Origin of the sequence: Plesiomonas sp. (genome assembly GCF_051652165.1) — a bacterium.
Lineage (GTDB): Bacteria > Pseudomonadota > Gammaproteobacteria > Enterobacterales > CAMTGL01 > Plesiomonas.
Genome location: NZ_JBOFTR010000002.1, coordinates 57,891 through 70,314, shown reverse-complemented (window position 1 = coordinate 70,314; position 12,424 = coordinate 57,891). Strand labels below are relative to the sequence as shown.

Annotated in this window: 11 protein-coding genes; 3 read left to right on the top strand and 8 right to left on the bottom strand. The window is 46.0% G+C overall.

Features of this window, described 5'->3' with window-relative positions; translation table 11 throughout:
- Positions 1-12: 12 nt before the first annotated feature.
- From ACRC53_RS00695 to kup, 6 genes are all read right to left on the bottom strand, one after another.
- A complete protein-coding gene (locus ACRC53_RS00695; RefSeq protein ID WP_438641666.1) occupies positions 13-1,023 on the bottom strand; it encodes a substrate-binding domain-containing protein in 1,011 nt (336 codons plus the stop codon).
- A 2-nt stretch (positions 1,024-1,025) separates the two neighbouring features.
- Positions 1,026-1,979, bottom strand: a complete 954-nt coding sequence (rbsK, locus tag ACRC53_RS00690; protein ID WP_438629651.1) for a ribokinase — start codon at positions 1,977-1,979, stop codon at positions 1,026-1,028.
- 244 nt (positions 1,980-2,223) lie between these two features.
- Positions 2,224-2,958 (bottom strand): type II toxin-antitoxin system death-on-curing family toxin, encoded by a 735-nt coding sequence (locus ACRC53_RS00685; RefSeq protein WP_438641665.1) that lies wholly within the window; start codon positions 2,956-2,958, stop codon positions 2,224-2,226.
- A 484-nt stretch (positions 2,959-3,442) separates the two neighbouring features.
- Positions 3,443-3,862 carry a D-ribose pyranase gene (gene rbsD / locus ACRC53_RS00680; RefSeq protein WP_438634627.1) on the bottom strand — a complete coding sequence of 140 codons (420 nt, stop codon included), beginning with the start codon at positions 3,860-3,862 and terminating at the stop codon, positions 3,443-3,445.
- Between the two features lie 198 nt (positions 3,863-4,060).
- A complete protein-coding gene (locus ACRC53_RS00675; RefSeq protein ID WP_438641664.1) occupies positions 4,061-4,798 on the bottom strand; it encodes a metallophosphoesterase family protein in 738 nt (245 codons plus the stop codon).
- 53 nt (positions 4,799-4,851) lie between these two features.
- A complete protein-coding gene (kup, locus tag ACRC53_RS00670; protein WP_438641663.1) occupies positions 4,852-6,720 on the bottom strand; it encodes a low affinity potassium transporter Kup in 1,869 nt (622 codons plus the stop codon).
- 256 nt (positions 6,721-6,976) lie between these two features.
- Here kup and ACRC53_RS00665 point away from each other — a divergent pair, with 256 nt between their 5' ends.
- The 3 genes from ACRC53_RS00665 to ACRC53_RS00655 are packed head-to-tail and all read left to right on the top strand — an operon-like array spanning position 6,977 to position 10,181.
- Positions 6,977-7,465, top strand: coding sequence for a MarR family transcriptional regulator (locus ACRC53_RS00665; protein WP_438641662.1), 489 nt, complete (start codon positions 6,977-6,979; stop codon positions 7,463-7,465).
- A gap of 7 nt (positions 7,466-7,472) precedes the next feature.
- Positions 7,473-8,639, top strand: a complete 1,167-nt coding sequence (locus ACRC53_RS00660) for an EmrA/EmrK family multidrug efflux transporter periplasmic adaptor subunit (protein ID WP_438641661.1) — start codon at positions 7,473-7,475, stop codon at positions 8,637-8,639.
- 9 nt (positions 8,640-8,648) lie between these two features.
- Complete coding sequence (locus ACRC53_RS00655; RefSeq protein WP_438641660.1) at positions 8,649-10,181, top strand: DHA2 family efflux MFS transporter permease subunit; 1,533 nt, start codon at positions 8,649-8,651, stop codon at positions 10,179-10,181.
- Positions 10,182-10,418: 237 nt separating this feature from the next.
- Here ACRC53_RS00655 and ACRC53_RS00650 read toward each other — a convergent pair whose 3' ends face one another.
- Together ACRC53_RS00650 and motA are read right to left on the bottom strand one after the other, a co-directional pair.
- A complete protein-coding gene (locus ACRC53_RS00650; protein WP_438641659.1) occupies positions 10,419-11,567 on the bottom strand; it encodes an OmpA family protein in 1,149 nt (382 codons plus the stop codon).
- Between the two features lie 2 nt (positions 11,568-11,569).
- On the bottom strand, positions 11,570-12,424 hold the full coding sequence (gene motA / locus ACRC53_RS00645) for a flagellar motor stator protein MotA (RefSeq protein WP_438641658.1): 855 nt from the start codon (positions 12,422-12,424) through the stop codon (positions 11,570-11,572).

Below are 12,424 nucleotides of genomic sequence, written 5' to 3'. Positions count from 1 at the left end.
CGCAAGATGTTATTACGTAGAAGGGCATGCAGTGACGGAAGCTCGTCTAACTAAACTCGGCTCAAGCATAATCACAGCAGGATCACGGTTGCGATCATGCAGGCGTGCCAGCAGTGTATCAACCGCCAACTGCCCAAGGTCTTCTTTGGGCTGATGCACGGTGGTCAGTGGCGGTGAAAGATAACGGGCCAGCTCAATATCGTCATAGCCCATCACAGACATATCTTCCGGTACTTGTAATCCGGCGTAATGCAGCACCTGATACGCCCCGACAGCCATCACATCATTACCGCAAAATACGGCGGTAGGCCTTGGGTTACATGACAACAGTTGTGTCATGCCACACAGCCCGCCAGAGAAATCAAAATCCCCCTCAACCTGATAAGCCGGATCAGGTGTAATACCTGCCTCATGCAGCGCACGTAAATAGCCTTGCAAACGCCCCAATGAAGGGTGCTTATCGAGCGGGCCGGTAATAATGGCTATTTGCCGATGCCCTTGAGTCAGCAGATGACGCGTAGCCAGATAGCCGCCATATTCAGAGTTATCACGGATCAGATCTGCCTGCGCGCCCTGCGGCCCCCAATCCATCATCACCAAAGGAATTTTCGGGTGCCGACGGAACAAGCAGCTAATATCGGCGTGCGATTCACTGCACATCATCAAAATGCCATCAACCCGCTTTTGCAGCAAGGTATCGACACTGTGGCTCATCCGCTGTGGATCGCCAGCGGTATTACAAAGCACTAACTGGTAGCCACGCTCATAGCAGCTTTGCTCCACGCCACGCACCACTTCGGCAAAAAAGGGGTTATTACTGGTCGTTACCAACATACCAATGGTATGGGTTTGGTTGACTTTCAAGCTGCGGGCTAGCGCTGACGGCGAGTAGTTGAGTGTTTCAACCGCACTCATGATGCGCGTGCGAATTTCATCGCTGACAAAGCGGCTATCGTTAATCACGTGCGATACGGTAGAGGTCGAGACGCCCGCTAAACGGGCGACATCTTTCATGGTTGCCATAATTAATCGGCTACCGTCTGGTAATTCGGGTGCTGCTGCAACAAAAAGTGATCGGTTTCATGTCGCCATGGAATTGATGGCTGCGCACCAAAGCGAGTGACCGAAATGGCTGCCGCAGCATGGGCAAAGCGGATCGCCTCAGGCAATGTTTTTTGCTCAAGCATCGCAGTGACTAATGCGCCATTAAAGGTATCTCCGGCAGCAGTGGTATCGAGCGCCTGTACCCTAAATCCTGGGATCACTTCACCAGTCTGCCCCTGTTGGCTGACCCAGACACCACGAGCACCGAGGGTAATCAACACCGTTGCAATGCCTTTGGCGTGCAGCAGTTGAGCGGCTCGCGCGGCATCGGCATCAGCATCCACTTTAATACCGGTTAAGCACTCGGCTTCGGTTTCATTCGGGGTGATAATATCGACCAGTGCCAGCAATTCATCGGGCAATGGGCGGGCTGGAGCAGGGTTTAAGATCACCTGAGTACCGGCAGATTTGGCGCAACGAGCAGCACTGATAATCGCCTCAAGCGGTGTTTCCAGTTGCATCAGCAGGGCATCAGCCTCTTCAATTAACGGCAAATGTGGTTGCAGGCGATCTGGCGTCAGAGCGGCGTTGGCTTCTGCCGCAATACCAATGCTGTTTTCGCCAAGCTCAGTGACAAAAATCATCGCCACGCCGGTATTCATGCCCGGAATAGCACTGACACCCTGAACATCAATACCATCACGTACAAATTGCTCGCGCATCCGCAGACCAATGTCATCATCGCCCACACAGGCAATAAAGCCAACCTGAGCGCCTAAACGCCCAGCGGCCACGGCCTGATTCGCCCCTTTCCCGCCGTATACTATCTGGTAATGGCGGCCAGTCAGCGTTTCGCCCGGACGTGGAAAATGGTTTACTGACAGAATATGGTCGGCATTCACACTGCCCAAGACCACTAATTTTCGGCTATTCATACAAACTTTTGAATCCAATTCATACAAACACGACAAAAAACTAATAGTAGTAAAGTTATTAGTAACTGATGAAGAATAGGAGCTATTCATTACGGAATTATTGAAGTTCTATACTAGTTAACGCTACTCTGATAGGACGATTTATTAAATTTATCCCCCTATACACTCGTTACCTCGGTGAACTAATTTCCCAATAGATCTTCTTTACTTCTATAACTTAATTTTATTCCAATCTAAGTAATAATTAGATCTTCGCTAAACGATCCATTACAGCTCCACGAAGACGCAACAGCTCACCAATATTATCTGTCAAACCGACACCATTACGGTAAAATCGTGTGCTATCCCAACCATTGATAGAGGTCAAACCAAGTTTTTTCCTCATTTTCTTTACATATTGAGGATCATAGTTCTCAACACCAGCACTACCTTTTTTAATGATTTTTGTGTAAAATTTCTCTCCACGCATAATCTTGTAAACATCCCCATCAGTTTCTAATAAAAAACCAGCTTGAGATAATAAACGACTTAACTCAATAAAAGTAAGCTGACGATCCTGTTTGTCTATTTTTCGAGCGTTCTTTTTGAGGAATTTTTTTATTTCTTTTATTTCATTTTTCCTTTTATCTGTAATTTCATGGGCAGCTACTTTTCGTGTAAACTCAAACAACTCATTATCATCACACTTATCAATCCAATATCCATTTGCATCTAAATAACACATAGTGATTAATAATGCTGTTCGCTTGTTACCATTATGGAAACAATGATTTGATATAACTGCATGAAATAAAACTGAGGCTTTATCAATAACAGATGGGTACGCATCGAGTCTCCCAACCGTCATAAATGGCCTATGAATGGCCGACTCCAATAAATCCATATTTTTTATCCCAGGAGGGGATATAGGATCATCCGAAGATACATAATGCTCTGCAAGATAATCATGAATAGATAAAACATCATTAGTGCTAATCATATGTGATACCCTTCGTGATAAACTCAAAATTTAAACCACCAAATAACATTTTGCTAGAATAATAGGAACCTGCATTATATATTCTAGAATGCATTTATTAAATGAATTTATAAATATTGCAATCCATTTGAGTACTTTAAAGAGCTGATTCTTCCTCTTGATAATCAGGATAGCCCACTATCAGTTATCTTCTATTTTCCTAATCAGATCTTTTATTATGATCAATATAGTTTTAATTGTAGAGTTTAGACCTTTAAATATAATTTGTAATATCTTTCATTCAATAATCGGCTTAAAACGAATAACTTCGTCTCTTATCAATCTAATTTTTTTCTTTTATCTACGTAAATTAGGGTTGTATAATCTTTGGATACATAGTCTTTCAGACTATGTATCCAAAGCAATCAAAAGCGCCTTCACGCCGGGAAAGGCTTTATCAATACCGCTTAATTGCAGTAACAGGGTGTCAGACATAACCGTTTCCTCAGAACACCACACCGGAGTAAAAAATCACGTTGGCATACGCCGTACACTCACCACTGCGTACCACACCACGGCTGCTGCGGGTGCGCACTTTGAAGGCTTCATGTGGCACATACTCAATGCGAATGGTATTCCCCTGCTGCACACCGAGCTGAGTCAAATGATCGACCACTTGTGCATGCAGTTGCGGGTTGACGCTGATGAACTCTTCGGCCATTAGTACCGCTTCAACCTGCATTTCATGGGTGATGGCGCTCATTACCTGCATGAATGAGGGCACGCCGGCTGAAACGGCCAGATCAATACGCTGCGGATCTGCGGGGATTGGCAGACCGGCATCACATAACGTCAGACCATCGGTATGCCCAAGGCGGGCAATCAGGTGGGATAATTCGGCATTTAACAGAAAACTTTTCTTCATGGCCGTTACTCGCAGCAAAAGGCTAAAAACAGGCATCGAAACGTTTCGATATCCAATAATTAACGCACATAGCTCTCAAACAACAAGGACGATCAGAGAAAGTGTGATGCAAACGATTAACTTTATACCGAAACTTTTAACTGGATCGGTTAAGCAGCAGGGTAAAAGTATGCACCCAGATGAAAATAGCGGTGAATATCAGCGGCGGGATGTTGGTTTATCCCCGACTGCAAGCTGGTGGGATTGACGTGGTTGATGATGTGGCGCAACCTCTTCACCAAGGCTTATCCAGCGTAAATGCTGATCGCATACCGCCCGATAACCGACCGCAACGGCCTGAAAACCCACGGCAGGGTCATACTCTCGGTTAATGTGGTGATGCCCGTGAAACAGTTGCCGCACGCCAAGTGAGCGCGCAACATTGTCGATCACCTGAAAACCACGCGGATGAGCCGCGGGCGCTTCGTGGGTGACTAAGATATCAGCCTGCTGTTGGCTTAATCCCTCCAGATCAGAGGGAAACAGTGTGGTGCGGTGGCGTAGAGGCAGACCGCCGTGCCATAACTGGCCCTGCTCTAAGTGCTGACAGTAGTGGATAGGGTCAAAAAACATCGGCTTGTAGGGGGGCATCCAGATCTGACCGCGAAACACACCACCTAAACCGGCAATCCGCACACCCGCAATCTCAACCACCCGCCCGTGCAGATTACGCCCGCCAAATGCGCCACTAAACAGTGCCTCATAGGCGGCTACCGAAAGGCTATCGTGATTGCCGGGAATAAACCAGACCTCAGTGACCTCTTCCAGCGCCTGCAAATCTGCCGACGATTGCAAAGCCAGATCACCCAAAATAACCAGTGCATCGGGCTTTTCTGCTTGCACCAAGGGCAATAAGTAGGCTAAAGAGCCGTGAGGATCGCCTGCAAACCAAATCACTTCCTCACCTCACGTCTGCGTTATCTGTTGGTCTTTGCTATCACCTAACAGAATTATATTTCTATCTGTGCCCCTAACTCTACCACTCGATTCGGTGGAATATGGAAAAAGTCAGTCGAACGTAATGCATTTTTGCTCAACCACATAAAAATTAGGCCACGAACCAACCCAAACAGTGAGCGTTTCCCCATAATTAAGGTTTCTCGTGATAAGAAAAACGAGGTATCCATTAAGCTGAACATCATGCCTTTCATACAGCAGCGGCGGAAAACCTCTTCGACATCGGGGGTCTCTTTAAACCCATAGGTGGCCATGACCCGTACAAAGCTCGGTGATAATTGTTCTATTTCAATGTGCTGATCGGCAGCTACATACGGCACATCTTCGGTGCGAATGGTCATCAGCACCACACGCTCATGCAGCACTTTATTATGCTTTAAATTATGTAGCAGAGCATACGGTACGGCATTGGGCGCGCGCGATAAGAAGATCGCCGTGCCCGGTACGCGGGTCGGTGGGTTTTTTTCCAGTGCATTGATCATGGTATCGAGTGCGCCGTTGTTTTCGCACAAACGGCGAACTAAATGAAAACGCTCACTTTTCCATGTCATCATAATGCCGACCATGGTGCAGCCAATCAGTACCGGGAACCAACCACCAGACTCAAGCTTAATCAGGTTTGAAGCAAACAACGGCAAGTCTATCATCAGCATCAGTGTCAGCATCAGCAGCACCAGTGGCAGTGGCCAGCGCCAGTTACGCAGTGCTACCACTGATAACAGAATCGAAGTAAGCACCATCGTTCCTGTTACCACAATGCCGTAGGCAGAAGCCAGATTACTTGAGTGACGGAATGTCAGTACCACCAGCACCACAGCGATAAACAGCAGCCAGTTGACCAGTGGAACATAAATCTGGCCAGCCTCCTCTTCTGAGGTGTGCAAAATGGTCATTGGGGGAAGATAACCTAAACGCACGGCTTGTCGAGTCAAAGAGAATGCACCAGAAATCACCGCTTGTGAGGCGATAACGGTCGCTAAAGTGGCTAAAATGACCAGCGGAAACAGTGCCCACTCTGGCGCTAACATAAAGAACGGGTTTTTCACAGCGGCAGGGTTACTCAGCAGCAGTGCACCTTGCCCAAAATAGTTCAGTACCAGTGATGGGATCACTAAAATAAACCAAGCAAACCGAATAGGTTTCGTACCAAAATGCCCCATATCGGCATATAAGGCTTCAGCACCCGTCACGGCTAAAACTACAGAGCCTAATGCAAAAAAGGCCGGCATTTTATGAGCACTGAAAAAATGAATCGCCCAACGTGGGTCAAGGGCCTGTAGCACTTCTGGGTGCATGATAATTCCACGCACACCCATTAATGCCAGCACACAAAACCAGAGCAACATCACCGGGCCAAATACCTTTCCAACAACCCCTGTACCGTAGCGTTGCAGCATAAAAAGCGCCGTTAATACCACGATACCAATCGGCAAGATATAAGGGTCAAATGCGGGAGTAATGAGGGCTAACCCCTCCATCGCAGAGAGCACGGAAATGGCGGGGGTGATAATGCCATCACCATAGAAAAAACCGGCACCAATTAGCCCTAACACTAAAATAATCGCGGTAGTTCGAGGCTGCGTACGCCGGCCTGCCAGCGACATGAGTGTGATAATGCCACCTTCACCTGCATTATCTGCTCGCATCACAAAGCAGATATATTTCACAGAGACTACCAGCATCAACACCCAAAAAATGGTGGAGAGAAAGCCATAAATGACCGACGGAACTACGCCTAATCCTGCCATCGACAAAATACACTCTCGTAGGGTGTATAACGGGCTTGTCCCAATATCACCATATACTACGCCAATCGCTGCCAGCGTTAGCGCCGGTATGTTCTTTTTATGCTCAGTTTGCATTGTTAAATCCAATTACTGCGTTTTCTGATAGTCCGTGGTGTGTACCGGCATACCGGTAGAGATTGCGTAATGGTAACAGACTCTGCCGCAGCCTCGTTATTACTGGTATTGCTTACGATTTAGTAATTTGTAACGAATTAGCGGCCAAATAATGCCATCGGCAAATTGCACCCAGTAGTTTCAGACGTTACTATTTTCTATGCCAACTATATTTGTCTGATAAAACATCCAATCTGTACGTAGATTACTGCCTATTATGTCAAAACCCAAACTTCCGATTGAAACCTTGTTAGAACGTGCAAGGCAGTTAGACCATTCTGATGCACGGCAAGCGATTATTTTGTGCCGCCTATTGCAGCACACGCACAACCAGTTGCTCAGTCAGCACAATGAAGCTCTAAAGCAGTATCAGATTAATGATTCACTCTTTACCGCGTTGATACTGCTGTACACCAGTGAAGGTTATACCTTGCAACCTTCTGATTTAAGTACATTGCTAAACACATCACGTACCAGTGCAACACGCATTGCTGACGAGATGGAAGCACGCCAATGGATTTCACGCCATTTAGTTGCCGGTGATCGGCGCTGTTTTCAGTTAACGTTAACCGAACAAGGGCTGGCTTTTATGCACGCCATTTTGCCGCAAGAACGTGAACGTTTGTGTGCTCTTTGGTCACCGTTTACGCCTGATGAGCGGGCACAATTTGAATATTTACTTCACAAACTTTTGTTACAGATCTAAGAAGGACATGAACACCATGACAGCGCCAAGTTCGCCGCCAATCAACAGCAAAAAAACCATCCGTAAACATGCCATGCTTGCGGTATCGGTGTTGTTTATTCTCGCCGCCGCTGCCTATTTTACTTATTGGTATCTGGATCTGCGCCACTATCAGCAAACAGATGATGCGTATGTTGCGGGTAATATTATTCCGATCAATACCCAGATAACGGGCAGTGTTACCGCTATTTTTGCCAGCGATAATGACAAAGTTCACGCTGGGCAACCGTTGGTTGAGCTCGATAATACGGATGCAACACTGGCTCTGGAACAGGCAAAAACACAATTAGCGCAAACCGTGCGTAATACCCAAAAGCTGGCACTTGATGTACATCAGTTACAGGCGAATGTGGAAGCCCGCGCAGTAACGCTGTCGCAAGCGATATCAGATCTCAAGCGTGTAAGTACGCTAAACCGTACAGATGCTATCTCACAGCAAGATTTGCAACATGCACAAAATGCCGTGCATCAGGCACAGGCTGAGTTAGCCTCAACTCAGCAGCAACTTAATGCGACTCAAGCTCTGGTACTCAATACTCCGTTAGCTTCTCAGCCTGCCATTAAGCATGCTATCGAGGGGGTTAAACAGGCGTGGATTAACCTACAGCGCACCACCATTGTTAGCCCAAGTGAGGGTTACATTGCTAAACGTTCAGTACAAGTGGGCAGTTATATCACACCGGGAACGCCGTTAATGGCTGTTATCCCACTGAAAAATGTTTGGGTGAATGCCAACTTTAAAGAGACGCAGTTGCAAAATATGCGAATTGGGCAACCGGTAACACTGATCTCTGATTTCTACGGCGATAAGGTGGTTTTCCACGGTAAAATACAAGGGTTATCCGCCGGTACAGGCAGTGCGTTTTCTCTGTTACCACCGCAAAATGCAACCGGTAACTGGATCAAAGTCGTGCAACGCTTGCCGGTGCGCATTCAACTTGATGCCGCTGAACTGGCTAAATACCCATTGCGGGTTGGCTTATCAATGACCGTTAATGTGAACACCCGTGATCATGTCGGTGACGAGCTGGCAGAGAAATCCGCTACAACCACCTACAGCACGCAAGCACTGCATATTAATATGAAACCGATAGAGCAGAGTATTGCCACTATCCTGACTAAAAATCAGGAATAAGAGGTACATATGCAAAAGCCATTAGAGGGCAACGCACTTGTCTGGGCAACCTTAGTCTTGTCTTTGGCAACATTTATGCAAGTGCTAGACTCGTCTATCGCCAACGTTGCGATTCCTGCAATTTCAGGTGGGCTGGGTGCATCAACCACTCAGGGTACTTGGGTTATCACCTCATTTGGTGTCGCCAATGCTATCTCGCTGCCACTCACTGGCTGGTTTGCCAAACGTTTTGGCGAGGTAAAGCTCTTTATCGTATCAACCATCTTATTCACACTGTTTTCATGGTTATGCGGTATATCATCCTCACTGGAAATGCTGATTTTTTTCCGCGTGATGCAAGGGCTGGTTTCTGGCCCGATGATCCCACTATCACAAAGCCTGTTGTTGTCGAATTATCCGCCAGCAAAACGGGCAACGGCGCTGGCATTGTGGTCAATGACCGTCATTGTTGCCCCGATTTGTGGGCCTGTACTGGGTGGCTATATCAGTGATAATTTCCACTGGGCATGGATATTTTTTATCAATGTGCCGGTGGGTATTTTTGTGGTCGTACTTACCCGTAAGGTGCTGGCTGGGCGTGAAACACAGCGGGAATATAAACCTATCGATATGGTGGGGTTGAGCCTTATGGTTGTTGGAGTGGCCTGCTTACAGATCATGCTTGATCAGGGGCGTGAGTTGGGTTGGTTTAACTCCAGTGAGATTATTACCTTAACGGTTATTGCTGCAATCACTCTCTCATTTTTTATTATTTGGGAGTTAACCGATGATAACCCGATTATTGATTTATCCCTGTTTAGCTACCGTAACTTCACCGTTGCTGTGATCTGTACCAGTTTTGGTTATATGATTTATGTCGGGGTGATTGTGTTGCTACCCCTGCTGATGCAAACCAATCTGGGGTATACGGCATCGTGGGCAGGGTGGGCTTCTGCACCTGTTGGGTTAATTCCGCTGTTTCTTTCCCCTGTGATTGGGCGGTATGCGCATAAAATCGATATGCGTATTTTAGTCAGTATCAGTTTTTTGATTTATTCTGGCTGTTTTTTCTGGCGTGCTACCCTGTTTAACACCAGTATCAGCTTTGAGTGGATAGCGTGGCCACAATTTATACAAGGTTTGGCAGTTGCATGTTTCTTTATGCCACTGACAACCATTACACTCTCTGGCTTACCCTCAAACCAACTGGCAAATGCCACCAGTTTATCTAACTTTATACGTACATTGGCAGGCTCTATTGGCACATCCATTACCACAACGTTGTGGGATAACGGCGAGGCAGTAAACCAAAATTACCTCACTGAACAGGTTAATCCTTATAATCCTGCGGCGCAGCACGCACTGCACGGGTTACAAAGTGCAGGGTTAACTGCCCAACAAGCTGCTGATACCTTAGCAAACCAGATCACTCAACAAAGTTATGTGCTCTCTGCTAACAGTATCTTCACGCTGTGTGGTGGGCTCTTTATTGGGTTATTGGTACTCATTTGGTTTGCCAAACCCCCGTTTAATGCAGGTGGTGGTAATAGTGGCGCACATTAGTGTGGCTGATATGCCATAATATTAAACCAGTACAATCAACAAAAAAGCCTACTTATCAGTAGGCTTTTTTGTTGTTCACGCTTAGGGTTGTTTAATATTGATATGTTTATTTAAGCACTGTGCATACTCGTATTTACCGGATTTAATCGGGTAAATATGAGAGGCACTATCAAATACGATGATCGATACTGCTTTCATATCGTATTAATTAACAACTACTCTTTCCTTTACGTTTCGTTAATTAGCCGGTGAGTTTATCGGTACTTCAATATGGGACTGAGGCACTATTTGGATCTCTGGCACAACCGGCGTTGTTACGGGTACTGGCCCTTCTACTGCTAACGGCTGGCTTTTTATCTCACTGTTGTTCAGAATATGAGGAAAAGTGCTGCTTGGTACAACTGTTGAAGGTGTTGTGGTGCTTGGTGTTAACCGTAGAACCCCCTGAGATTGTTGATTTGGTTGAGGATCTAACGGTTTAGCTTGATTACGCCCAAACAATTGGGCAATTTGTGCCGCAGCTTGTTCAGTCAGTACCGTAATTTCGATTCGCCGATTTTGACCGCTCATTGGATCTTCTACATTAACAGGCATTTGTTCGGCCATGGCAACCAGTTGCAAAATTTGATCACGCTTCACACCATTGGCAGTCATAACTCGGTGGGCAGTTAATGCGCGCTCTGCAGAGAGATCCCAATTGGTATAATCCATATCACTTGGGTAACGAGTATTATCTGTATGACCACTGATCATAATACGATTTTGAATACTACTCAGTACCGGTGAGATTTGATCTAAAATACCTTTGAAAAACGGAGTGATCTGGGTACGGCCTCGCTCAAACATATAGTGTTCACTATCATCTTGAATCAAAATCCGTAACCCTTGCGGCACAACCTCTACCACCACGTTATTGGTTGCTTCTAGGCTCACCGCTACTGCATTTAACGCTCTGGCCAACACTTCCATCTGTTGTTGAGTCAGATACTTGCCTTTTAATTTACTTAAATCACTGCCTTTGTACTTACCATCGGTTTTGTTCTCTTCGTACAGTGCATTACCCAATTTATGATTACTATCAAAATCAGCTTTAACCGGTTTTTCCAATGGTGAAGCCTGCCCACCAAAGTCAATGGGAAAAGGGCTGTTTGTGATATTGAATACATTATCCATGTTATCAAACACACTGTAAGTTGCCATATATCGTTGAACTTCTTGTCGTTCGTCTTTTGTGGCCACTTCCATTACCCATAACACCATGAAAAAAGCCATCATCGCGATAGCAAAGTCAGCAAATGCAACTTTCCATGCACCGCCATGCCCTTCATCATGATCGTCATGCTGTACTTTCTTAATGATAATGGTGTGATGTGAGTCTTTAGCCATAATCAGTTCTGCTCGGCAGTTAGCCAGCGTTCCATCTCAAAGAAGCTCGGTTTATATTCACTGATCAACAACTTACGACCTGCATCGAGTGCCAACAAGGTAGGACGACCCTGCTGTTGAGCCACTAAAATTGCCATCACCATTTTCAGACCCATGATCTCTTTTTTCACAAGGTTGCCCATTGCAGCAGCCAGTGGGTCAAAAACACCGTAACTGAGTAGCACCCCAATAAATGTTCCGACCAGAGCTGCGGCAACCTTTGCACCAATAAGTGCCAGATTTCCGCCGATATTTTGCATTGTTACAACAATACCCAGTACTGCAGCAACAATACCAAAACCAGGCATCGCTTCACCGGTTTTCGCAACCGCTTTGGAAGGGCGCAGAAGATCATTTTGAATTGTGTGAATCTCGGTCTCAAGCAGGGCTTCTAAATCATGCGGTGACATTTTACCCATCGCCATAAGACGCAAGTTATCAGTAATGAAGGCCAGTAACACGGGCGACGCAGTAATACTTGGGTATTTAGCAAAAAGTGGGCTAGAGTCTGGTTTTTCGATATGTTCATCGAGCTTTTTAATTCCGTCTTTACGCACGGTCTCTAGTAGTTCAAACATCAACTCAATAATGGCACGGTAGTAATCTTGTGTATAACCTTTGCCCATCAGCATTTTTAGCTGGCCACTAATACCTTTAAGCACAACGGTTGGGTGTGCTACCACCATCGCGCCAAGTGCGGCTCCTACGATAATGATAAGTTCTGCCGGTTGCCACAATGTCGCTAAATTGCCTTTGGCTTCCAAATAACCAAGAACGACACTGCCAAAGACAATAAAAAAACCAATTATTCGTTGCAT

Bases quoted from the DNA above. Each gene is read 5' to 3' on its own strand.
- ACRC53_RS00695 (WP_438641666.1), bottom strand. From the start codon at position 1,023: ATGGCAACCATGAAAGATGTCGCCCGTTTAGCGGGCGTCTCGACCTCT.
- rbsK (WP_438629651.1), bottom strand. From the start codon at position 1,979: ATGAATAGCCGAAAATTAGTGGTCTTGGGCAGTGTGAATGCCGACCAT.
- ACRC53_RS00685 (WP_438641665.1), bottom strand. From the start codon at position 2,958: ATGATTAGCACTAATGATGTTTTATCTATTCATGATTATCTTGCAGAG.
- rbsD (WP_438634627.1), bottom strand. From the start codon at position 3,862: ATGAAGAAAAGTTTTCTGTTAAATGCCGAATTATCCCACCTGATTGCC.
- kup (WP_438641663.1), bottom strand. From the start codon at position 6,720: ATGCAAACTGAGCATAAAAAGAACATACCGGCGCTAACGCTGGCAGCG.
- ACRC53_RS00665 (WP_438641662.1), top strand. From the start codon at position 6,977: ATGTCAAAACCCAAACTTCCGATTGAAACCTTGTTAGAACGTGCAAGG.
- ACRC53_RS00660 (WP_438641661.1), top strand. From the start codon at position 7,473: ATGAACACCATGACAGCGCCAAGTTCGCCGCCAATCAACAGCAAAAAA.
- ACRC53_RS00655 (WP_438641660.1), top strand. From the start codon at position 8,649: ATGCAAAAGCCATTAGAGGGCAACGCACTTGTCTGGGCAACCTTAGTC.
- ACRC53_RS00650 (WP_438641659.1), bottom strand. From the start codon at position 11,567: ATGGCTAAAGACTCACATCACACCATTATCATTAAGAAAGTACAGCAT.
- motA (WP_438641658.1), bottom strand. From the start codon at position 12,424: ATGCAACGAATAATTGGTTTTTTTATTGTCTTTGGCAGTGTCGTTCTT.